26 protein-coding genes and 4 tRNA genes are annotated in these 19,987 nt (G+C 66.4%); 14 read left to right on the top strand and 16 right to left on the bottom strand.

The window, feature by feature from the left end; translation table 11 throughout:
• Window positions 1-954 (bottom strand): glycosyltransferase, encoded by a 954-nt coding sequence (locus tag AC3A6P_RS16060; protein WP_487692739.1) that lies wholly within the window; start codon window positions 952-954, stop codon window positions 1-3.
• A gap of 297 nt (window positions 955-1,251) precedes the next feature.
• On the opposite strand from AC3A6P_RS16060, the gene AC3A6P_RS16055 reads away from it, so the two are divergent.
• Window positions 1,252-1,617, top strand: coding sequence for an STAS domain-containing protein (locus AC3A6P_RS16055; protein WP_487692635.1), 366 nt, complete (start codon window positions 1,252-1,254; stop codon window positions 1,615-1,617).
• A gap of 31 nt (window positions 1,618-1,648) precedes the next feature.
• Here the strand turns inward: AC3A6P_RS16055 and AC3A6P_RS16050 are convergent, their stop codons facing one another.
• The 3 genes from AC3A6P_RS16050 to AC3A6P_RS16040 all read right to left on the bottom strand — a co-directional run bounded on the left by AC3A6P_RS16050 (window position 1,649) and on the right by AC3A6P_RS16040 (window position 5,483).
• Window positions 1,649-2,455 carry an MBL fold metallo-hydrolase gene (locus tag AC3A6P_RS16050; protein ID WP_487692634.1) on the bottom strand — a complete coding sequence of 269 codons (807 nt, stop codon included), beginning with the start codon at window positions 2,453-2,455 and terminating at the stop codon, window positions 1,649-1,651.
• Window positions 2,456-2,565: 110 nt separating this feature from the next.
• The gene (locus AC3A6P_RS16045) at window positions 2,566-4,812 is read right to left on the bottom strand and encodes a molybdopterin-dependent oxidoreductase (protein ID WP_487692633.1); all 2,247 of its coding nucleotides are present in this window, start codon (window positions 4,810-4,812) and stop codon (window positions 2,566-2,568) included.
• A 74-nt stretch (window positions 4,813-4,886) separates the two neighbouring features.
• Window positions 4,887-5,483, bottom strand: a complete 597-nt coding sequence (locus AC3A6P_RS16040; RefSeq protein WP_487692632.1) for a TetR/AcrR family transcriptional regulator — start codon at window positions 5,481-5,483, stop codon at window positions 4,887-4,889.
• Between the two features lie 72 nt (window positions 5,484-5,555).
• Between AC3A6P_RS16040 and AC3A6P_RS16035 the strand changes: the two genes are divergently transcribed.
• The 3 genes from AC3A6P_RS16035 to AC3A6P_RS16025 all read left to right on the top strand — a co-directional run bounded on the left by AC3A6P_RS16035 (window position 5,556) and on the right by AC3A6P_RS16025 (window position 7,285).
• Window positions 5,556-6,338, top strand: coding sequence for an SDR family oxidoreductase (locus tag AC3A6P_RS16035; protein WP_487692631.1), 783 nt, complete (start codon window positions 5,556-5,558; stop codon window positions 6,336-6,338).
• Window positions 6,339-6,391: 53 nt separating this feature from the next.
• Window positions 6,392-6,604: a hypothetical protein gene (locus AC3A6P_RS16030; protein ID WP_487692630.1), complete on the top strand. Its 213-nt coding sequence runs from the start codon at window positions 6,392-6,394 to the stop codon at window positions 6,602-6,604.
• A 123-nt stretch (window positions 6,605-6,727) separates the two neighbouring features.
• Window positions 6,728-7,285, top strand: a complete 558-nt coding sequence (locus tag AC3A6P_RS16025; protein WP_487692628.1) for a hemerythrin domain-containing protein — start codon at window positions 6,728-6,730, stop codon at window positions 7,283-7,285.
• Here the strand turns inward: AC3A6P_RS16025 and AC3A6P_RS16020 are convergent.
• The 7 genes from AC3A6P_RS16020 to AC3A6P_RS15990 form a co-directional block, all read right to left on the bottom strand.
• The gene (locus tag AC3A6P_RS16020; protein ID WP_487692627.1) at window positions 7,282-8,346 is read right to left on the bottom strand and encodes a phosphotransferase; all 1,065 of its coding nucleotides are present in this window, start codon (window positions 8,344-8,346) and stop codon (window positions 7,282-7,284) included. The genes AC3A6P_RS16025 and AC3A6P_RS16020 overlap by 4 nt on opposite strands.
• The gene (locus tag AC3A6P_RS16015; RefSeq protein ID WP_487692625.1) at window positions 8,343-9,569 is read right to left on the bottom strand and encodes a cytochrome P450; all 1,227 of its coding nucleotides are present in this window, start codon (window positions 9,567-9,569) and stop codon (window positions 8,343-8,345) included. The genes AC3A6P_RS16020 and AC3A6P_RS16015 overlap by 4 nt, the downstream gene beginning before the upstream one ends.
• 85 nt (window positions 9,570-9,654) lie before the next feature.
• Window positions 9,655-10,644 (bottom strand): LacI family DNA-binding transcriptional regulator, encoded by a 990-nt coding sequence (locus AC3A6P_RS16010; protein WP_487692738.1) that lies wholly within the window; start codon window positions 10,642-10,644, stop codon window positions 9,655-9,657.
• A gap of 54 nt (window positions 10,645-10,698) precedes the next feature.
• Window positions 10,699-10,887 carry a hypothetical protein gene (locus tag AC3A6P_RS16005; RefSeq protein WP_487692624.1) on the bottom strand — a complete coding sequence of 63 codons (189 nt, stop codon included), beginning with the start codon at window positions 10,885-10,887 and terminating at the stop codon, window positions 10,699-10,701.
• Window positions 10,888-10,917: 30 nt separating this feature from the next.
• Window positions 10,918-11,244 carry a hypothetical protein gene (locus AC3A6P_RS16000; protein ID WP_487692623.1) on the bottom strand — a complete coding sequence of 109 codons (327 nt, stop codon included), beginning with the start codon at window positions 11,242-11,244 and terminating at the stop codon, window positions 10,918-10,920.
• Window positions 11,241-11,543, bottom strand: coding sequence for a DUF3618 domain-containing protein (locus AC3A6P_RS15995; protein ID WP_487692622.1), 303 nt, complete (start codon window positions 11,541-11,543; stop codon window positions 11,241-11,243). The genes AC3A6P_RS16000 and AC3A6P_RS15995 overlap by 4 nt, the downstream gene beginning before the upstream one ends.
• Entirely contained in the window at window positions 11,527-11,943 is a 417-nt protein-coding gene (locus tag AC3A6P_RS15990) for a phage holin family protein (protein WP_487692621.1), read from the bottom strand. The genes AC3A6P_RS15995 and AC3A6P_RS15990 overlap by 17 nt, the downstream gene beginning before the upstream one ends.
• A gap of 148 nt (window positions 11,944-12,091) precedes the next feature.
• Between AC3A6P_RS15990 and AC3A6P_RS15985 the strand changes: the two genes are divergently transcribed.
• Window positions 12,092-12,565 (top strand): SRPBCC family protein, encoded by a 474-nt coding sequence (locus AC3A6P_RS15985; protein ID WP_487692620.1) that lies wholly within the window; start codon window positions 12,092-12,094, stop codon window positions 12,563-12,565.
• Complete coding sequence (locus AC3A6P_RS15980) at window positions 12,549-14,153, top strand: phytoene desaturase family protein (protein ID WP_487692619.1); 1,605 nt, start codon at window positions 12,549-12,551, stop codon at window positions 14,151-14,153. The genes AC3A6P_RS15985 and AC3A6P_RS15980 overlap by 17 nt, the downstream gene beginning before the upstream one ends.
• A gap of 3 nt (window positions 14,154-14,156) precedes the next feature.
• Here the strand turns inward: AC3A6P_RS15980 and AC3A6P_RS15975 are convergent, their stop codons facing one another.
• From AC3A6P_RS15975 to AC3A6P_RS15960, 4 genes are all read right to left on the bottom strand, one after another.
• Window positions 14,157-14,375: a DUF3072 domain-containing protein gene (locus AC3A6P_RS15975; RefSeq protein WP_487692617.1), complete on the bottom strand. Its 219-nt coding sequence runs from the start codon at window positions 14,373-14,375 to the stop codon at window positions 14,157-14,159.
• 48 nt (window positions 14,376-14,423) lie between these two features.
• Window positions 14,424-15,806: a PP2C family protein-serine/threonine phosphatase gene (locus AC3A6P_RS15970; RefSeq protein WP_487692616.1), complete on the bottom strand. Its 1,383-nt coding sequence runs from the start codon at window positions 15,804-15,806 to the stop codon at window positions 14,424-14,426.
• A gap of 77 nt (window positions 15,807-15,883) precedes the next feature.
• Entirely contained in the window at window positions 15,884-16,324 is a 441-nt protein-coding gene (locus tag AC3A6P_RS15965) for an ATP-binding protein (RefSeq protein WP_487692615.1), read from the bottom strand.
• A gap of 179 nt (window positions 16,325-16,503) precedes the next feature.
• Window positions 16,504-16,578: transfer RNA gene (locus AC3A6P_RS15960), tRNA-Val, on the bottom strand.
• 215 nt (window positions 16,579-16,793) lie between these two features.
• On the opposite strand from AC3A6P_RS15960, the gene AC3A6P_RS15955 reads away from it, so the two are divergent.
• Window positions 16,794-16,991 carry a hypothetical protein gene (locus AC3A6P_RS15955; RefSeq protein WP_487692613.1) on the top strand — a complete coding sequence of 66 codons (198 nt, stop codon included), beginning with the start codon at window positions 16,794-16,796 and terminating at the stop codon, window positions 16,989-16,991.
• Window positions 16,992-17,009: 18 nt separating this feature from the next.
• Here the strand turns inward: AC3A6P_RS15955 and AC3A6P_RS15950 are convergent, their stop codons facing one another.
• Window positions 17,010-17,150, bottom strand: a complete 141-nt coding sequence (locus tag AC3A6P_RS15950) for a hypothetical protein (protein ID WP_487692612.1) — start codon at window positions 17,148-17,150, stop codon at window positions 17,010-17,012.
• 138 nt (window positions 17,151-17,288) lie between these two features.
• On the opposite strand from AC3A6P_RS15950, the gene AC3A6P_RS15945 reads away from it, so the two are divergent.
• The 7 genes from AC3A6P_RS15945 (at window position 17,289) to AC3A6P_RS15915 (ending at window position 19,983) form a co-directional block, all read left to right on the top strand.
• Window positions 17,289-18,302: an alcohol dehydrogenase catalytic domain-containing protein gene (locus tag AC3A6P_RS15945; RefSeq protein ID WP_487692611.1), complete on the top strand. Its 1,014-nt coding sequence runs from the start codon at window positions 17,289-17,291 to the stop codon at window positions 18,300-18,302.
• 101 nt (window positions 18,303-18,403) lie between these two features.
• Window positions 18,404-18,820, top strand: coding sequence for a DUF6636 domain-containing protein (locus tag AC3A6P_RS15940; protein ID WP_487692610.1), 417 nt, complete (start codon window positions 18,404-18,406; stop codon window positions 18,818-18,820).
• Between the two features lie 106 nt (window positions 18,821-18,926).
• Window positions 18,927-18,999: transfer RNA gene (locus AC3A6P_RS15935), tRNA-Gly, on the top strand.
• Between the two features lie 26 nt (window positions 19,000-19,025).
• A tRNA-Cys gene (locus AC3A6P_RS15930) sits at window positions 19,026-19,099 on the top strand.
• Window positions 19,100-19,112: 13 nt separating this feature from the next.
• Window positions 19,113-19,187, top strand: a tRNA-Val gene (locus AC3A6P_RS15925).
• A 119-nt stretch (window positions 19,188-19,306) separates the two neighbouring features.
• Window positions 19,307-19,522, top strand: coding sequence for a hypothetical protein (locus AC3A6P_RS15920; protein WP_487692609.1), 216 nt, complete (start codon window positions 19,307-19,309; stop codon window positions 19,520-19,522).
• Window positions 19,523-19,590: 68 nt separating this feature from the next.
• Window positions 19,591-19,983, top strand: a complete 393-nt coding sequence (locus AC3A6P_RS15915) for a hypothetical protein (protein WP_487692608.1) — start codon at window positions 19,591-19,593, stop codon at window positions 19,981-19,983.
• Window positions 19,984-19,987: the final 4 nt, after the last annotated feature.

Genomic DNA, 19,987 nt, shown 5'->3' with positions numbered 1-19,987 from the left:
TTACTCCTTTCCGGTGCACAGTGCGTCGATGACGTCATCCCACTCCCGGAGAAACCGATCCAGGCAGAAGTGCGTCATCGCGTACTCTCTGGCCGCTTTACCGGCCCGGGTTGCCGCCGATGCGTCGGTGACGAAGTCGGTCAGAGCGCCCGCCAGGGTGGTGATATCGGCACTGACCACCCCGGCGTCGTGTGGAACCACCAGGGGCGCCATGGTGGTAGCGACGCACACCACGGGCATTCCGCAATACATGGCCTCGATCAGCGACAGCCCCAGTGACGTCCACCGTGGGGTGTGCAGGTAAACCGCCCGGCCGGCCACAGCGGGCAACAGTTCGGTGCGCGGGAGGTCGCCGCGGCCGGTGACACCGACGATCCGGTGCTCGGCGGTGTTGAGTTCCTCGCTGCCGATACCCCAGACGTCGATGGGGGTCGCGCGGGAAAGTTCCGCGAGCAGATCGGTGCCGACGGTGCGGCGGCGGCGGACCGGTTCGTTGATCATCGTGGCCGCGGTGGGGATGTTCCCGGTGTACAGCGCGCCGGGATCGGCGATGCCGTGCGTGATCACGGTGGTGGCCGCCGCGCCGTTGTCCCACATCAGCCGGTTGAAATCGGTGACGTGCACCAGCAGGATGTCGCCGCGCTCGCCCACCGGGTGCCTGCTGTCGACGGGGTGCGGACGTGGCGCGTTGTGTTCGACGTACGCCGCGGGCAGGTCGGTACCTGGGCGGCGGCCGAGCAGCTCGGTGACCAGCTCGATCTCATGGGGACGTTGCAGCACAACAAGATCCACATCCTGGGCGGCCAGGTCATCGTGATGTATCTCCCGCGCGTTCGGCCAGTTGCGGCCGCACAGACCCCGTCCGTCGGCGTCGCGTGTGTCGTTCAGGGGCAGCAGGTAACGGTGCGGCCCCCGGACGAACGATTCCGTCCAGGACCCGTGTACATGCCACAGCAGAATCGTCCGCCCTGAGCGCTCGGGAACCACTGTTCGGAACTAGCCGGGCGACGAAGGCGGAAACGCGAAGCGAGAACCACTTCGCTTCCTGGCTCGAGCACTTCGCCTTGTGGATCAGACGGGCTGCTTCATCCCGCTGTTTTCGCACGAGGCTTCCACTACACTCGCGTGTGGTTGAGTAGCAGCCATTCCAGCACGGGCAATACGACCCGCGGGACTTCGAGTTTGCCGGAATGGAGGCTCATGAACACCCCCTCCCGACGTGACTCCGGCTGGACATTGACCATGAGACACGTGGTGTCCGACCCGCAACCTCTGCCCTCGCAGGCACTCACCTTCACCACGCACTGGGTGGAGCCGACGCACGCCGTCGTCAGCGTCAGCGGTGACATCGACGCGGCGAACGCCGACACCTTCCTCGATGGTGCGCTGACCAAACTCGTGCTGTGCCGGACACTGACGATGGATTTGAGAAAGGTTGAATTCTTCAGTAGCGCGGCATATTCCAGCTTGTGCATCCTCGCCCGGCGATGCGCGACCGCTGATGTGGACATGACGGTGGCGCCGAGCGCCTGCGTCCGTCGCGTCCTCGAGATCTGCGGCGGTGCTGCCGGTTTTGCCGTCTCAGATGCGGTTCCGGCGGACCCTTCCCCGGTGTAGCCTCAGCTGCCGCAGGAGCCCGGCGACGGGCTCACAGCGTGGTGGAAGCACCCCGGCCCAGGCGGATCACCCGGTCGCCGCGGCCGCGGCGCTGCATGTCGTCGAGAAAGTCCGACAGCGGCGACGCGAAGACACCGTAGTCGTCGAAGTGGACCGGAATCACCCTCGGCAGATCAAGCAGAGTCGCCAGCTCAGCGCCCTGGTTGCCGTCCATGGTGACGGTGAGCCCGAACGGCAGCCGGTTCCCGGCGGGCAGCCGCGTACCACCCAGATGCAGTACACCCGCGTCGATGGACTGGAACCGCGCCGGGATCTCGTCGAGTTCATCGATCAGCAGGGTGTCCCCCGAGATGTAGAGCCGCCGCGTCATCGAATCGGTGACCGAGCCGACCTCCACCATGGTGCCCATCACCGGCGGCAGGAAGCGGTCGATCGGGGTCGGGGCGTGCCGGCCCGGCAGCGCGGTGAGAGTGAGCCGCGTTGTCCCCTTCTCCAGGTTGAAGGTGGCCCACGTGGGCAGCGCGTGCGCGCGGTGAAAACCCCGCCGCCGCAACCGGGTGGCGGCGTGCGGGGTGGTGATGATGGGGAGCGCGCGATCCAGCCCACCTTGAGCCACCCGGTCCCAGTGATCACCGTGCATGTGGGACAGCACCACCGCGTCCAGAGGCGGCAACTGGTCAATGCTCAGCGCCGGATCCTGTCGGCGTTTCGACACCAGCCCGTAGCCCAGATACGCACGCTGGCCCCGGTGCAGGAAGTTGGGGTCGGTGAGCAGGGTGAGGCCGCCGCAGGAGATGAGGGTGGTGGCGTTGCCCACGAATGTCACGTCGATCTGCACGGCCGGCCTCTTCTGCTGGGTTCAGCGGACTGATCGACTCGCGAACCCCGTGAAGCATCTCGAGACCCCGCAGTCGACCTCGAGATGCGTGTACCCCCCCACCGGCCGCGTTACCCGCGATCGACGAGCCGAGGTACCGCTTCGACCCGCGCGGGCACGTGTTTGTGCCAGGGGGTGCCGGCGTAAGCGTCGCGCCAGCCGGAGGTGGTCAACATGTTGGGAGCGACGCCGGGAACATGCGTGTGGCCGTCGGCATCGGTGAAGTCCAGACCGAACCCGTTCGGCAGCGACACATGGCCGGGCTGCATGGTGGCGCTGACCGCAACGGTCGCCTGCACCGAGCCGGCCGCGGTGGTGATCCGGGCGCACCCACCATCACTGAGGCCCAGCACCTGCGCGTCGTCCACGCTCACCCGTAACGCGCCGTCGGTATCGCGTTTGCGCCAGCTCGGGTCGCGCAGGATGTCGTTGGCGGTGTAGGCGCGCCGCTCACCGGCCGACAACACCATCGGGAACTCAGGTGTGGTGAGGGCGGGGGGCTGCTCCGGGAGTGCGCGGATCTCGTCGAGCATCTCGGGGATGGACAGTGCGATCTTGTGGTCGTCATGACCGATCAAAGACCAGTCGTCGGTGTACTCGTGCACAGTGAACGTCACCCCCGACCGCTCCCGGAGAATCGCCTCGAACAGCGCGTTGCCGTCCTCGTGCCCTGCGCGCCGCAGTGCATCCGGATACGTCCACGACACCTTCTGGGCCAGCCCCCACAACGCGGCGGCGCCGGCCAGCCCCTCCGGCAATGTCGGTCCCAAGGTTTCGTAGAGCACGTAGGGCACCGTCTTGGCCAGCATCGGCACGCTGGAGACTGCAGTCAGGAACGCCTGGGCATAGGCCTCGCGCCCCTGCTGCGCGGCGCGGTGCAGCGGCTCGAGGTCGGCGTCGTCGATCACGCCCAGCGCGCGTACCAGCCGGGCCCAGATCTCGGGTTCCGGCAGCGTCCCCTCCAGCGGCGGAAACAGCGGGTGGCGCAAATGGAATGTGTTGCGCGGGAATTCGAGGTTGAAGAAGGTGGCTTCCGGCTTCTCGAACTGTGTGGCCGCAGGCAGGACGTAGTGGGCGAGCCGGGCGGTCTCGGTCATCGCGACGTCGATGACGACCACCAGCTCGAGCGCCTCCAGTGCCGCGCGCACCGCCGCTGAATCCGCCACCGAGTGGGCCGGGTTGCTGCTCTCGACGATCATGGCGCGGATCCGGTCCGGGTGATCGGTGAGGATCTCCTGGGGCACGACGTTGCTGGGCACCAGGCCGGCGATGATCGGCGCACCGGTCACCGGCGTGCGACCCACCCGTCCCGGGCTGAACAACGGCGCGAAACTCGAATGCAGATGCTGGCCACCACGTTTGGCGAAATTACCGGTGAGGATCCACAACAGCTTGTTGAGATACGAGCACAGTGTGCTGTTGGGGGCCTGTTGGATGCCGAGATCTTCGAACACCGACACACTCTTGGCGGCAGCGATGCGTCGCGCGGCGGATCTCAGCAGGTCCTCGGCCACACCACAGCGCTCGGCGTATTCGGCCACCGCAACATCCCGCAGGACCGCCCGCACGTCATCGGCACCGTGCACGTGGTCGCGCAGAAACGCTTCGTCACAGAGGTTTTCCTGTACCAGCACCGCCGCCAGTGCGGCCAGACACCAGGCGTCGGTGCCAGGCCGCACACGCAGGTGGAAGTCGGCCATTTTCGCGGTGTCGGTGATCACCGGGTCGATGACGACCATCGACCGGTCCGGATCCTTGGCGATGTCGTTGAGCACCACCCGTGCCCGCGGGAAACTCTGCGACATCCACGGGTTCTTGCCGACGAAGACGCTCACCTCGGCATGCTCGAACTCGCCTCGGGTGTGGCCACCGTACAGTTGCTGATCGACCCAGAACTCGCCAGTCTTCTCCTGCGCCAGGGCGTTTGAACGGTACCGGGCGCCCAGCGCCTTGAGGAAGGCACCACTGTATGCACCGCCCAGGTGGTTACCCTGGCCGCCACCGCCGTAGTAGAAGATCTTGTCCCCGCCGTAGCTGTCGCGGATGCGGCGACATCCGTCGGCGATCTCGTTGATGGCGGTGTCCCAGTCGACCGCTTCGTAGCCGCCGTCGGGCCGGCGACGCATCGGAGAGGTCAGGCGGTCGGCATTGTTCTGGTAGTGATCCAGCCTCAGCGCCTTGTTGCAGGTGTACCCCTGGGAACCGGGATGGGCCTTGTCACCCCGAATCCGCGCCAGCGTGCGGCCCTCGGTGTGCACGACGATGCCGCAATTGCATTCGCACAGAATGCACGCGGTGGATTGCCAGGAATCGGACATCGAGAACCTCCGCTCGGAATGACCCCAGCTCGGCTAGACGGTCCGGTCTAGACTAAACAGTCTAGTGAGTCCGGTCAACGATCGGTTTCCACCAGCGCGCGGATGCTCGCCCCCACCGCGGCCAGCGCCGCGGTATCGCGTGAGGACAGCGCGATCACGAACGCCCCCTGAACAAGTGCCAGGACGGTGTGGGCCAGGTCGGCCGCGCTTCGGTCGGCCCGGACGTCCCCACGCTGCTGACCCTGGCGCAGCATGTCGGTCAAGGTGTCGTGCCACACCGCCATCGCATGGGCCAGCTGATCGCGGAAGGCGGCCGAACCGGCGGCCAGTTCGGTGGAGAACTTCCCCGCCAGGCAGCCCCGCTGGAATTCGGAGTCGACGAACAAGTCACTGAGGGTGGTGTAATACCGTTCCAACGTCTCGGCCGTGCTGCCACCCCCGTCGCGCGCCGCGGCGTCGAGCAGCTCCAGCTGCAAGGACATGTAACGGTCGAGGACCGCCAGTCCGAAGGCATCCTTGGACCGGAAATGGTGGTAGAAAGACCCCTTCGGCACCCCCGACGCCTCGAGTACCGCATCGACAGTGGTGCCGTGAAAGCCGTTGGCGTAGAACAGCTTCATCCCCTGCCGCAGCAGCCGCTCTTTGTGTGTGATCTGGGTGGATTGTGCCATGGTCCCGCAATTCTAGACGGTTTGGTCTAGCTTTCATCGTGTCTCTGTCATACCGTCACGAGGAGTGGTCCGGTGTTTCCCGAGTTGTTCTCCGTGTCCGGCAAGACCGCGTTGATCACCGGCGGCACCAGTGGGATCGGCCTGATGATCGCCGAAGGCTATCTGCGTGCCGGAGTGCGGGTCTACATTTCGTCGCGCAAACCCGAGGCCTGCCGTCGCGCGCAGGAACTGCTTTCACCATTGGGCGACGTGCGTGCCATTCCGGCTGATGTCAGCAATGAAGACCACTGCCGTGAATTGATAGCGGCTGTCGGTTCACAGGAACAGGCGTTGCACATTCTGGTCAACAATGCCGGTGCCACCTGGGGCGCGCCGTTCGACTCGTTTCCAGGCGCGGCTTTCGACAAAGTGCTCACCTTGAACGTCAAATCCCCGTTTGTGCTGACCCAATTGGCCCAACCGCTACTGGAGGCCGGTTCCCGTGACGATGATCCCGCCCGGGTGATCAACATCGGGTCCATCGACGGGCTGACCGTGCCGCGACTGGGTACGTTCTCGTATTCGGCATCCAAAGCCGCCCTGCACCAGCTCACGCGCCATCTGGCCTACGAACTCGCGCCGACGATCCTGTGCAACGCCATTGCGCCGGGGCCGTTTCCGTCCAAGATGATGGCCGCGACCCTCGAGGCCGCCGGCGACCGGCTGGCAGCGGCAACACCGGTGAAACGCATCGGCCGCACCGAGGACATCGCCGCCGCAGCGGTGTACCTGGCGTCGCGCGCCACCAATTTCATGACGGGTGCGGTGCTTCCGCTCGATGGCGGACTGAGCACCACCGCCGGGCTCAGTTTGTAACGAATCGGCCGGTAATTACCGCTTCCCGGCAATCTGGGTATTTAATTGGTGCCATGAGTGGGGGCAAGTTCGAAATCGGCACCGCGGTTCGGACCACCGATGACGCACACATCACCGGACGCATCGTCGAAGACTTCGGTGACCTCGCCGGTGTCGAGGTGGTCGTGGATGCCCAACAAACCGCAAAATCCCGCCGCTGGGCCGTCGCCCTCGATGACGGCACCATGGTCTTCCTAAACGACGACGGGATCGAACCGATCAGCTGAGCGGTCCCCCGACTCGGTGCCACCGGCGTTTCACCGGGTCGATACCCGGGTAGAGACCTCACGTCGGCGCACAGCCCCTAGCGCCGCATCGTGAATGCACCCGAGTTTTCGTGGAGGTAAGCCGTGTCTGCCGAGATTTCGAACAACCAGGACGTCGTCGACTACCTCAAGGCCCAGCACCAGACCATCAAAGCGCTGTTCATCGAGACTCTGGACGCCCCCGATGCGGCCGCTCAGGAGAAAGCCTTCAACCAGCTCCGCGCACTGCTGGCCGTGCATGAGACCGCCGAAGAGATGATGGTGCATCCGAGGGTGCGCCGGAAGGTCGACGGCGGAGACCGGATCGTTGCCGAGCGCCTGCACGAGGAGCACGACTCGAAGGTCGCGCTGCAGGAGATCGAAAAGCTGGACTTCGGCACCGCCGAGTTCAGCAAAGCCGTCATCCATCTTCAGCAGGCAGTGCTCGAACACGCGGAAAAGGAAGAGGCCGAGGAGTTCACCCGGCTCGAGGACGAACTCGACCGCGACGAGCTGACCAAGATGACCGCCGCCGTGCAGGCCGCCGAGCGCATCGCGCCCACGCACCCGCACCCCGGCGTCGAATCCGCGCTGGCCAATTTCGCGGTCGGCCCCTTCGCATCGGTGCTCGACCGGGCCAAGGACGCGCTGGCCGGCCGCTAACCGGCCAGGTCTGCGATGGCTTCGGCGCTGTGCAGGTCGGCGTAGGCCACCGAATAGCGTTGCGCCAGAGCCACCGCGATATCGGGACGCTGCCAGAGCTCACCGGCACTGGCGGTGCACAACCACAGCGTCAGACCGTGCGCGACGGAGGCGCGGTATCGCAGCCACACCTCATCCATCGACGGCAGCTCGTCGGGGGGTAACCCGAGCGCCTCGCGGTAGAGCTCCAGCAGTTCCTGTTCGCTGCGGCGGCGGTCGTCGACGGTGAGGGCGCCTTGGAGGAAGTACCCGAGGTCCAGCGACCAGTTGCCCCGCCGCGCCACCTGCCAGTCGAGGAAGCCCACCTCGCCGCCGGGTAGCACGTAGGTGTTGCCGATGTGCGGATCCCCGTGCAGCAGTGTGGGTGTCGCGCTCAGCGAACGGATGTACGGTTTCCAGATGCCGTCGATCAGGCCGTCGATGGTCAGCGACTGCACCGCAGCCGGTGCGTCATCGCCCAGTCGTTCCAGCGCTGCGGGCAGCGGGGCGGCCTGCATCCCGTCCCAGGGCACAAACGGTTCCAGCCACGCCAGTTCGGGTCGCTGCGCACGTCGTCCCCAGAACCGGCCGTGCATGCGACCCAGCCCGCGGACCCCGCTGGCCGCCTGCTCGACGGTCAGCGGCCGGGTCGCGTCCCTGGGGTCTGCGCCCCGCGCGGTCAGATCCTCCATCACCAGAAGGAAGTCCTCGGCATCCTCGTCGATCACCGCTGCGTACACCGCGGGACGTTCCAGCGCCAGATCGACGTCCGCCCGAAACAACCGCGGTTCGTGCAGGAGGCCGCTGGTCAGCCGGATCAGGTCTTTGTGCGCCGGGTCCACACCCTTGACGAAGACGGTGGCCGGGCCGGCGCCGGCGCGGTAGGTCAGCGCCAGTCGCGCACGGCGGTTGGTGCCGTCGTCGCGCATCTGGACGGTGACGGAGTCCACGACCGCGCCCGGGAATGCCGCCGTCAGCGCATCCGTCAGCCAGTCCGGAGTCACCTGATCCCAGTCGCCGGGTACCAGCGCAGCGGTGGTCATGACAGCACCGCAGGCATCGAATCCCACCCGCGCACAGTCGATGTCGGAGACAAGCGCGCGGAGTCCAGGTCCACATCCCATTCCGGGAACCGCTTGAGGATCTCCTCCAAAGCAATGCGGCCCTCCAGCCGCGCCAGCGCCGAACCCAGGCAATAATGGGTGCCGACACTGAACGCGAGGTGCTGGCGCGGTTCGCGGTGGATGTCGAAAACGTCGCCGTCGGGCGGGAACTGGCGGTGGTCGCGTACCGCCGCGCCGATCAACATCATCATGACACTGCCCTCGGGGACCGTCTGCCCGTAATAGGTGACATCACGCGTCACATAGCGCGCCACATGCGGTGCCGGCGGCTCGAACCGTAGCAGCTCCTCGACCGCCTGCGGGATGAGCGCCGGATTCTGCACCAGTTCACGCCGCTGTTGCGGGTGTTCGGCCAAAACCTTTGCCGCCCAACCGATCAGCCGAGTGGTGGTCTCGTTACCCGCGCCGGCCACCACATTGAGGTAGATCAGCAACTCGTCGCGGGTGAGCGTGCGGGTGATGCCGTGCTCGTCGGTGAACTCGACATTGAGGAGCTCGGTCATGATGTCATCGGAGGGGTTGTCGGCACGCCAGTCGATATAGGCCTCGAAGATCTGCCCGGTGACCAGCCCGTCCTGCGCGGCACTCATCGGCTTTCCCGCTTCGGTGCGCAGTTGAGCGTTTCCGTGATCGCGGATCATCTCCTGGTCGTTCTCCGGAATGCCCAGCAGGGCGCTGATCACCCGCATCGGCATGATCGCGCCGAAGTCGGTGATGAAGTCGAATTGCCCGCCTCCGACCAGCGGGTCGAGGCTTTGTGCGCAGAACTCGCGGATCCGCGGTTCGAGGGCGTTGATCTTGCGTGGGGTGAACATCCGGGCCAGCAGCTTGCGGTGGATGTCGTGAATCGGCGGATCCTCGAAAATCAATGCGCCCGAGGGAATGTCGATGTTGGCCTTGATGAGTTCCAAGATCGCACCGCGAGCCGAACTGAACGTCTCGTGGTCCACCAGGCCTTTGTTGACGTCGGCGAACCGGCTGACCGCATAGAAGTCATGGACCTCGTTGTAGTACAGCGGCGCCTCCTCGCGCAGCCGCGCGAACACCGGGTAGGGATTCGTGTTGATCTCGACGTCGTACGGATCGAAGTACGGCTGGGATTCAGGGACGGCCGCGGGCCGGTCCGTACGGGTCTCTGTCACAGGCATCGCCTCTCTACGCGTGTCCGAGCGTAGGTTACGCGCGTAAGCAAGTCCAGGCGTGACGTTACACCAATTCGTGTCGATGTCAGGTCGATGCGCGGTGGATCAGACGTGCGACGTGCTCCCCCGCCGCCTCCGGCCTGCCCGGATAGCCGAGTTCGGCCATGATCGCCGAGACCGAGACATCGACGATCCCCGCCGCGTCGAACCCCACCGACGTCAGCGGGGGCGCGCTCACCGCCCCCAGCGGGCCGGCATCCACGCCCATGACGGCGAGGTCGCCGGGGCACCCCAGACCAGCCTGCCGAATACCGTGCAGCACCACGAACGCCGTTTCGTCGCTCTGCGCGCACACCGCGGTGACCCCGGCAGCGATCCACTGATCAACCACCGTCTGGGCGTCGGAGCCGTCGGTGCGCACGGTGCGCACGTCGACGTCGGGCAGGCCCCGGGCGCGCGCCGCCGCACTGACACCTTCGAGCCAATAGTCACCGAGGGGCCGGAGTTTGGGTGAGTCGGTGAACGCGAAGCCGAGCCGCCGATGCCCCCGGTCGATGAGGTGTTGCACCCGCATCGCGCCGACCGTCACATGCAAGGACCCCAGCGCACGTAACTCGCCGCTACCCAGATGGATCTGCGGGATACCCGCCTCGCTGATCGCTGCCAGCGCCGCACCACTCAGAGGGAACACCGACGTGACCGCCATGGGATGCAGGTTGGCGATCGCCTCCACCACATTGCGGTCATCATCGGTCTCGAACTGCAGACTGAGCACGATGCCGTGTTCGGCCAGCGCGGTGGTCAACCGGCTCCCGACCTCGATCGGCAACTCGCCCAACGCCATTCGAGGGACAACGTAGAGAACCACGCCACTTCCCCCGCTGGCGAGATTACGTGCGGCCAGGTTGGGCCGGTATCCGAGTTGCGCCGCGGCACCGCGCACAGCGGCACGGGTCTGCTCGGAGATCCGCTGCCCCGCGACGTTGTTGAGGACGTAGCTGACCGTAGCCGTCGAGACGTTCGCCAGGCGCGCGACATCCGCTTTCGTCGGGCGGGCAGATCCCCGGACGGCCACGGTCACCTCCTGGGTCCTATCGTGGCACGCCGCCGAGCCGAAGGCGGCCCGACCTCAGTCGGGACTGCCCTCGGAGTCATCGAAGAAGGACCACTGCCCGTCATGCTCCACTTCCATCCGCCAGCCCAGCTGCGAATTGTCGGCTTTCTGGTCCACGAACCATGCGTGGGCGTCTTCTGCGCTGGTGATCTCCTTGGTCGCGACGATGTCGCCCATGGGGTTGAGCACCCGGTAATTGGCCATTGTGTTCTCCTCTTCGTTGAAGTGATGTGATCAGCCGAGCAGTCCCATGGCCGGAATGCCAAGGGACATCAGGGTCAGGGCGAGCAGAAACCAGCCGGCGCCTTGCCAGATGGGCCAGGTCCGACCGGCTCGCCAGTCCGAGTAGGTCTTGCCGAACGCGACGACCGCACCGGCGAACAGCACCAGCGGTGTGGCGACGGCCTTGGGTACGGATTCGCGGTCACCGACCGCGTATACAGCGAACGCGGCACCGGCCAGTAGCACCACCACGCCGACGTAGGTTGCGGCCGACCGGAACGCCTTGGGGTCGTGCCACCGCTTCTCGACATCGCGGGATGAGATACCGATCCTCCTCAACGATTGCGGCGGCGGACCCAGACGATCACGCCTATCACGGCGAGCACACCGAGCAGCACACCGGCGTCCAGTCCCGGATTGCGCCGCACCTTTTCCTGCACGAGGTGTGCACGCTCGGCGGCGATCTGTTTGGTGTCCGCCACTTTGGCCTGAACCTGCGCCTTGACGTCCGCTTTCTCAGCCAGTGCACTGACCGTCTCGCCGAGTTCCTGCCGCGTCTTGGCGATGTCGGCCTGGATGTCGTCGATGCTGGCATCCGGACCCGGTTCCGGGGTGGTGCCGTCAGTGGTGTCGGCCATGGCGCGCTTCCTTCACTTCCTCGATGTCGTGTTTGACGTTGTCCACGGTCCGCGGCGCGGCAGGGGCCACCTGCTTGATCTCCTTCTTGCTGATGACCGCCGCGATCCCGGCTCCGCCGAACAGCACCGCGGCCACGATGAGTGCAGCTGCCCAGACCGGCAGCACCAGCGACAGTGCGGCCACGATGGCAGCGATGAGCGTCGCCGCGCCCAGCAGGCCCAGCACCGCGGCAGCGCTGATCAAGCCGGCACCCTTACCCGCGTTCGCAGCGGACTGCTGGAACTCCTTGGTGGCCAGCTTCAGCTCGTCTCGGACCAGACGTGTGGTCTGCGCCGAGAGCTGACTCACCAACTCGCTCAACGACGGATCCGCCGTCGGACGTTCGTGGTGTGCAGTCACGATGATCCTCCACATGCTCGCCGAATTGCCAACAGGTCTTTCCCGGATTACCCGCATCGATCCGGAACAACCCATCGGCACGAAGGCCGCTTTGAGGGTTTCGACCGGCGGTCTGGGGGCACCATCTCTGCAGGAAGGGAGGTTGCCCATGTCGAAACATCCCCCAGATCAGCTGGCCGCGCGCCGGGACACACACGCCACCCGCGAGCAGGTGTGGAATGTGCTGGCCGACGGGTGGACCTATTCGCAGTGGGTGGTCGGGAACAGCAGGATCCGCGCTGTGGATGCCGACTGGCCCGCACCCGGCTCCGCGATCAAACACTCCATCGGGTTGTGGCCGCTGGTGATCAACGACGAGACCGTAGTCGAAGAGTGCGAGCCACAGTCCAAGCTGGTGTTGCTGGCCAAGATGGGGCCCGCCGGAGCCGCGCGAATCACATTGCTGCTCAGCGATACCGACCAGGGCACCTGCGTCGAGATGGACGAAGTCCTGGTACGTGGACCGTTGGGCTGGCTACCGGAATCGGTGGCGCTGGCGCTGATGTGGCCGCGCAATCGCGAGGCGCTGTGGCGGTTGACGTCGTTGGCCGAACGCCAGGTGCCCAGTGAACTCGAGGACTGAGGAATCCACCGTCGATGCGGTGGTGATCGGCGCGGGTCACCACGGGCTGGTGGCCGCCGCCATGCTGGCCGACGCAGGCTGGGACGTGGTGGTCCTGGAAGCCCAGCCCACACCCGGCGGCGCTGTGCGCTCAGCCGAGCTGACGCCCGGTTACACCGCCGACCTCTTCTCGGCCTTCTACCCGCTGTCGGTGTCGTCACCGGCGCTGCGCGAACTGCACCTGGAGGAACACGGGCTGCGCTGGACCCGGGCACCGGCGGTGGTGGGTCACCCCCGTTCCGCGAGCGACACCCAGGCTCCGGTGATCTACCCCGATCGGCAGCGCACCGCCGAAGAACTCGATGAGCACTGCCCAGGTGACGGGGCGAATTGGCTGCGGGTGACCGACGAGTGGGCCGCCGTCAAACAGGGCGTGCTGGATGCCTTGTTTGCGCCGTTCCCGCCCGTGAAGGGCCCGATGCGGTTGGTGCGCGCGCTCGGCACCGCGGGGGCGCTGCGGCTTGCGCACCAACTGCTGCTGCCCGCCACGGTGCTGGGTGAAGAGCTGTTCGCGGGCGACGCGGCGCGAACCCTGTTGATGGGCAACGCCATGCACGCGGACATCCCGCTGGATGCACCCGGATCCGGCGTCATGGGCTACATCATGACGATGCTGGCCCAGGATGCCGGCTTCCCCGTACCGGTCGGCGGGGCCGGCGAGTTGACGGCTGCGCTGGTGCGGCGGGCGGAGAGCGCCGGCGCGCAGGTGCAGTGTGGACAGCCCGTGGAACTGATCGAGGTGCGCGGCTCCCGAGCCGTCGCTGTCCGCACTGCCGGCGGGCGGCGGTACCGGGCGCGACGCGCCGTCGTCGCCGACGTGTCGGCCCCTCAGCTTTTCGAGGTGCTGCTACCGCCCGAGGCCATCTCGCCCGGATTGGCGCGCAGCATGGCGCATTTCGTGTGGGACACCCCGGTGGTGAAGATCAACTACGCGCTCGATGCCCCGATCCCGTGGCGCTCCCCCAACCTCAACAGCGTGGGCACCGTGCACGTGGGTGCCGACAGCCGAGGCCTGATCCAGTGGATGGCCGACTTGGCCTCCGGTACGGTGCCGCACAAACCGTTCATGTTGTTCGGGCAGATGACCACTGCGGACGCCACCCGTTCCCCGCACGGTACCGAAAGTGCTTGGGCGTACACACATCTGCCCCGTAACGTCGCCGACCGCGCATCCGCCGAGAAGGTGGCCACCGCGGTGGACCGCACCCTCGAAGAGCACGCTCCGGGATTCAGCGGGCACATCGTGGACCGTCACCTGCAGGCTCCTGGCGACCTGGAGGGTGACGACGCCAACCTGCACCGCGGTGCCGTCAACGGCGGGACGTCAGCGTTGTTCCAACAGTTGATTTTCCGGCCGTACCCGGGGTTCGGACGTCCGGACACTCCGGTCGAGGGGTTGTTTCTGGGTAGTGCCTCGGCACCGCCCGGCGGGGGTGTGCACGGGATGTGCGGCCGTAACGCCGCGCGGGCCGCCCTGGCGAGCGACGGGGCCCGAGGTTGGCCCCGCCGCAGCATCAATCGCAAGGTGATGGCACTGCTGACGAAGTGACCGTCACTGATCCGTGCCGCGGCCCGTCTTGGTCTGTAGTGCGTCGATCATCTCGGAGGCCTGCGCTTTGGTCAGATCGGCCGGCACCTCGTGACCCGCTTCCTGGGCCAAGGTCTGCAAATAGCTGCGTTGCGGACCGGTCATCGGTTCGTCGCCGGTGACCCAGTCTTCGGGATCCTTCTCGGGGGTCTCACTGGGGGCGCGGTTCTGGTCGGTACTCATGACTCGGGAGTGCCCGTCGCACACGCGTTCGAAACACGGGCTCGGAGGTCAGTGCGCGCCGAATGCCAGGAGGGCGACGTCGTCGTCGGGCTCCAGGGTCGGGATGAGCGCGGCGAGGTCCTTGATCAGCCCGCGGGGCCCCGGCCCGGCGCGCTCGAGCGCATAGGCCGCCAGGCTCTCCTCGTCGAACGGTGTTGCACCCCGGCGGGCTTCGACGATCCCGTCGGTGAAGAACAACAGCGTCTGGCCGGGGTTCAGATGCACGGTGCACAACTCGAAGGCGGCCTCGCGCACCGCGCCCACCAGCATTCCGCCGCTGGATCGCACGTGGGTGACCGTGTCGGCGGCGGGGTCCAGGAGCAGTCCCGGCGGGTGGCCCCCGGTGGCAATGGTGACCGTGAACCCAGTTCCGCCGTCAGCGGGTTGCAGCGTGCCGAAGAGTACGGTGCAGAAGCGCCGCGGCTCCATCTCACGCAGCAGGATCGAATTGAGCTCGGCGAGGGCATCCCTGGGGTCGGCGTGGTGCAGCGCGGCGGCACGCAGGGTGTAACGGATGAGTGACGTCACCACGGCCGCGCCGACACCGTGCCCTTCCACGTCACCGATGAAGAACGCCCAACGGTCGTTACCCAAGCCGAAGACGTCGTAGAAGTCGCCGCCGACCTGGCGAGGTGAGGCCGGATGGTAGTGGGACACCACGTCCATTCCCGCGATGTCCGGCAACGACGGCGGCAGCAGGGTCTGTTGGAGGGCCGTCGCGTACTCCTGGATCACATCGCGCTCACGTTCGGCGAGATCACGATTGCGCAGGGCGTCGTCACGGTCGAGCCTGGCGTCGTCGCGTGCCCCCTCGGCGGCATCACGCTTCGAGCGTTCGACCCGTATCGCATCCAGTGATGCGAGCCGCCATTCCAGTTGTTCCATGACGATCGCGGCGAGGTCCTCGAGTACCGCGAGATGCGCCTCTGGATTGTCTCGTGGGCGCGAGTCCATGACGGTGACGGTGCCCAGCCGGTACCCGTCTGAGGTGGTGATCGGGGCACAGGCATAGAAGCGGATCCCATGCTTGCGCACGAAGATGTTGTCCGCCGTGCGCGGGTCGGCCAACGCGTCCGACACCACCTGCGGAAGCTGATCGGTGATGACCAGGGCGCACAGGCCTTCCGCGGGCCCTACCTGTCTGAGCTCGGGGTCCAGCCCGTGCACCGCCATGAACCAGATCCGGCTCTGGTCGACGATCGATACCTTGGCCATCTGGGTTTCACATACCCTCGCGGCGAGGATGGCGATCCGGTTGAACACCCGCTCGGGTGGCAGATCGAGCACGCGGTACCGCGCGACCGCCCGGACGCGGGCGCTCTCGGCGGTCTCCAGTGGTGTGAGATTGTCGTAACTGATCGTCGGTCCCGGATCGAGGTGGCTCCCCCGCATGTCGGGGGATTTCGGCAATGATTTTGTCAGGTCGCCGACCGTTTGGCTCGAGCAATACCTCAACCTGAGGCGACAGATCAGTTTTTCGTCACCGATGTGGCGTAGTGGAGTTGCACGGTGGTGCCGTTCGGATGGCCGTCGATGGTGCAACTGTCGGCGAGCGCACACATCAGCGCGATACCGCGACCCCGGGTCCGCGTGGGCTGTTGCTCCGGCGGGTCGTGCCAGGTTCCGCGGTCGGCAATCGAAACGCAAAGATCTTGTGCGCCAGGGTCATAGATCGCACGAAGGGTCATGGCCCCCGAACTGAGCCGGTGGGCGTACGCGTGCTCGGCACAGTTGGCCAGGGCCTCGTAGGCACTGATGATGATGTCGCTGAGCCGCGCCGGCGTCAGATCCGCCACTTGGGCCAGCCACGTGATCAGATCGTCGCGCAGCACGGATGCGGTGCGCGCGTCGGCTGGGCCGGCGCGCACGAGTTGCGCCGGAGCACCCGGCGTCTGCGCTGACGAATTCATGGTGAAGGCGTACCCAGTCGCAGGAGGATCGCACCACATTCGAGCAGGTCGCTTTGCTTTGTGATCAACGCGTCACCGTCGACGACGGAGTTTGCGCTGGGCGACACCGCTTGTGGCACAGCGACATCACGATCGCGATCCGGGTCTGGGCATAGGCGGCCACTCCGGACGGAAGTGGGTGGTGGTCCCGGCTGGGTTCGAACCAGCGACCTTCCGCGTGTGAGGCGGACGCTCTCCCACTGAGCTACGAGACCGTGAGACGAGCAGGAACACTAGCACGAGGAGGCCGCTGCCCTGGAATCGCCTGGTCGCTTCGATGCCCTGCGCGTGCTGCGACCACTCCTGGGCGTTGCTTATACTCGGCGGTAACAAGCCGTCCGCAGCGGCAGGTGTCCCACCGGCGGCCTGCCCCGGCCATCACAGCGATGGCCCGATACGTTTCGACAGGACCATGAGCATCGAGAGTTCCGTGACTACCGACGTGCCCGCGCCTGCCACGGCAGCCCCACCCGACGTGGATACCTCCGCTACCGACGCTGAAGTGCAGCCCGAGGACGACTACGGCACCACGCCCGGTGGTCCGACGATGATCTGGATCCTCACCGGTATCTTCGTGCTGGCGACGTGGCTGCGCCGGCGTTATCGCAAGCGTCGCGAACTGCGCTGAACGACAGCGCTTTTCACATCACTTCTCGTCGTCGGGGAACTCGATCGGCGGCGGCAACGGCGGCGACTTCTTCAGCCATTCCCGCAGCCGCACCAGCTGGCTGGCCACCAGCGCGATCCCGAAGAACGCGACCACCGCTATGACGATGGCCGTGGTCATGGTGCACTCCACGTGCTCATGGTTGGCCTTTCACCGGAATAAGCCCCTCACTGTTCACGCTACTCACTCCGCGCACGACCGATGCGCGGGTAAACATGAGAAAACACGGCCGAGCACGGCCCGACAGTGAGGAACGAGATGGCACGACACCAGGCGGTTCATGTCGCATCAGCCGGCGCAGCGCTGGAACTCGCGGAGGTGGAGACCACCTCGCCGGGCCGTGACCACGTGCGCATCGCGGTGGCCGCCTGTGGGGTGTGCGGCACCGACCACGCGTTCGTCAACGGCGGTTTCCCGGGGCTGACGTGGCCACTGACGCCCGGGCACGAGATCGCGGGAACCATCGCCGAGGTCGGCGAGGGCGTGCAGGATTACGCCGTCGGTGACCGGGTGGCCGTCGGGTGGTTCGGCGGCCACTGTGGCCGCTGCGTGTCGTGCCACAGGGGCGATTTCATCCACTGCGCCAACGGTCAGATCCCCAGCTGGCACTACCCCGGCGGGTATGCCGAATCGGTGACGGCGCCTGCCAACGCGCTGGCCCGCATCCCCGACGAGCTGTCGTTCGCCGAAGCCGGCCCCATGGCGTGCGCGGGTGTAACGGTGTACCACGGCTTGCGCGAGACCAAGGCCAAACCGGGTGACCGGGTAGCGGTGCTGGGCATCGGTGGGCTGGGGCACCTGGGTGTGCAATTCGCGCGGGCCATGGGGTTCGAGACCATCGCGATCGCCCGCGGCGCGGACAAGGCGCAGGACGCACTGGAACTCGGTGCGCACCACTACGTCGACTCCACCGCCGGCGACGTCGGCGCGGCGCTGCAGGCCCTGGGCGGCGTGTCGGTGGTGCTGGCCACGGCCGCCAACTCCAAGGCCATGGGCGACACCGTGGGCGGGCTGCTGCCCCGCGGTGAGCTCGTGGTGGTCGGGGTGACGCCCGATCCCCTGCCGATCAGCCCGCTGCAACTGATCACGCCGGGAATCAGCGTCATCGGGCACCCGTCGGGTACGGCGCGCGACGTCGAGGACACCATGAAGTTCGCAGTGCAGTCCGGGGTGCGCGCCCGCATCCAGGAAGTGCCGCTCGCTCAGGCCGCCGAGGCCTACGCGGCGATGGACGAGGGCCGGGCCCGCTACCGCATGGTCCTGACCGTCTAGCGAGTCGACCGAGCCGCGCGAGGAACGAGCGCGGTGAGGAGCGAGCAGGGCTTGCACTGATTCGTCCTGCTCAGGACGCTTCTCGCCGCTAGGGTCACAGCATGATCCGGCAGGTGTTGGGCACCGCTGCTGCTGTCGGTGTTGCCGCAGCGTGGTGTGCGGCACCTGCCGGCGCGCAGAACCTGGTGGGCTTCACTTCCCCGAGCGGCAACATCGGCTGCTATGTCGACACCGACTACGTGCGCTGCGATATCGCAGACCGCGATTGGGCGGCCCCTCCGCGGCCGGAGGACTGCGAGTTCGACTTCGGGCAGGGCATCGCCTTCGCCACCGGCGAGCAACCGGCTTTCGTGTGCGCCGGCGACACCGCGTTGTGGGCCGGCGAGCCGCTGGCCTTCGGGCAGTCGGTCGACGTCGGCGTGATGTCGTGCACCAGCCTTGAGGCGGGGATCACATGTCAGGACACCTCCAGCGGCGCCGGCTTCACGATTTCGCGGCAGGCATACGAGCTGTTCTGAGGCTGTTCGCCGGGTGGAAACCCCCGCCGAACTAGGGATTTGTGTCCGCCCAGGTAATTGCATTAGTGTCATGCCTCGCAACGAGCGACGATCTCGCTCGTAGCACGCGGATGTAGCGCAGTTGGTAGCGCATCACCTTGCCAAGGTGAGGGTCGCGGGTTCGAATCCCGTCATCCGCTCGAGGGTGTAGAGGCATCAACCCCATGGTGGAGTGGCCGAGTGGTGAGGCAACGGCCTGCAAAGCCGTGCACACGGGTTCGATTCCCGTCTCCACCTCCACCAGAGTCACCCGGCGCGATTAGCTCAGCGGGAGAGCGCTTCCCTGACACGGAAGAGGTCACTGGTTCAATCCCAGTATCGCGCACCACAATTCGTGCAGGTCTTGCCGGACGCCGCGCAACACCTAGCCTCCGCACAGGCATCCCCAAGTTTTTTGTCGGTGGTCGCTGCCAGAGTGTCTTCCATACCCACGGAAGGACTCGAGTAATGCCTTTCACCTCATCCGTCGACTCGGTCGACGTGCCTCTCGGCTGGCGTTCCCTGGCCGGCCGTCTCACCCCGGAGCAGGTCCGTCATCTCTCGGCGATGGAACGACACCCGGCCTACACCCACCGGCCCCAGCTCTTGCTCCTGGAGGCGCTGGAGTACGTCCAGCCCGGTTCGGTCGGCGATTACGTCGCCGCGCGGGTGGCGCAAGCCTGAGCACGTAACGGGCGGACGGTCGTGTTCCGATACGGTTCACGACCAATCACACCTGTTGGGGGATCCGTATGAAGATCGCCGGTGCGCTCGTGCTGACCGCGATGACGCTCATCTGGCCCGCTACCGCGTCCGCCCAGAACTACCGCACCCAATCGGGACGGGTCCTGTGCGCTGTCACCGAAAACCACGATGACGGCCGCCCCGGCCCCCACGTGGTGTGCCAGGGCGCGTTCGTCCAAGCCCCGGCGAACGACGACCTCGTCGTGAGCACCGGCGACGGAGGCTTCTACTGGGCGCAAGGCAACATCGCGATCGACGACCCCACCACGAACATGACCTACGGTCAGACCTATCAGCAGCAGAACTGGACCATCGACCACGAAATCACCGGCACCCGGTTCACCAATACCTCGACCGGCCACGGCATCTTCGTCTCGGTCGAGAACGTCTACGCTTTCTGAGCCC

Source organism: Mycobacterium sp. Soil_C_30 (genome assembly GCF_057656995.1).
The sequence above is the reverse complement of the archived record's forward strand: the minus strand, read 5'-3'. Positions and strand labels throughout refer to the sequence as shown.

Bases quoted from the DNA above. Each gene is read 5' to 3' on its own strand.
- AC3A6P_RS16045 (WP_487692633.1), bottom strand. From the start codon at position 4,812: ATGTCCGATTCCTGGCAATCCACCGCGTGCATTCTGTGCGAATGCAAT.
- AC3A6P_RS16040 (WP_487692632.1), bottom strand. From the start codon at position 5,483: ATGGCACAATCCACCCAGATCACACACAAAGAGCGGCTGCTGCGGCAG.
- AC3A6P_RS16030 (WP_487692630.1), top strand. From the start codon at position 6,392: ATGAGTGGGGGCAAGTTCGAAATCGGCACCGCGGTTCGGACCACCGAT.
- AC3A6P_RS16020 (WP_487692627.1), bottom strand. From the start codon at position 8,346: ATGACCACCGCTGCGCTGGTACCCGGCGACTGGGATCAGGTGACTCCG.
- AC3A6P_RS16005 (WP_487692624.1), bottom strand. From the start codon at position 10,887: ATGGCCAATTACCGGGTGCTCAACCCCATGGGCGACATCGTCGCGACC.
- AC3A6P_RS15995 (WP_487692622.1), bottom strand. From the start codon at position 11,543: ATGGCCGACACCACTGACGGCACCACCCCGGAACCGGGTCCGGATGCC.
- AC3A6P_RS15985 (WP_487692620.1), top strand. From the start codon at position 12,092: ATGTCGAAACATCCCCCAGATCAGCTGGCCGCGCGCCGGGACACACAC.
- AC3A6P_RS15975 (WP_487692617.1), bottom strand. From the start codon at position 14,375: ATGAGTACCGACCAGAACCGCGCCCCCAGTGAGACCCCCGAGAAGGAT.
- AC3A6P_RS15970 (WP_487692616.1), bottom strand. From the start codon at position 15,806: ATGCGGGGGAGCCACCTCGATCCGGGACCGACGATCAGTTACGACAAT.
- AC3A6P_RS15965 (WP_487692615.1), bottom strand. From the start codon at position 16,324: ATGAATTCGTCAGCGCAGACGCCGGGTGCTCCGGCGCAACTCGTGCGC.
- AC3A6P_RS15950 (WP_487692612.1), bottom strand. From the start codon at position 17,150: ATGACCACGGCCATCGTCATAGCGGTGGTCGCGTTCTTCGGGATCGCG.
- AC3A6P_RS15945 (WP_487692611.1), top strand. From the start codon at position 17,289: ATGGCACGACACCAGGCGGTTCATGTCGCATCAGCCGGCGCAGCGCTG.
- AC3A6P_RS15940 (WP_487692610.1), top strand. From the start codon at position 18,404: ATGATCCGGCAGGTGTTGGGCACCGCTGCTGCTGTCGGTGTTGCCGCA.
- AC3A6P_RS15920 (WP_487692609.1), top strand. From the start codon at position 19,307: ATGCCTTTCACCTCATCCGTCGACTCGGTCGACGTGCCTCTCGGCTGG.
- AC3A6P_RS15915 (WP_487692608.1), top strand. From the start codon at position 19,591: ATGAAGATCGCCGGTGCGCTCGTGCTGACCGCGATGACGCTCATCTGG.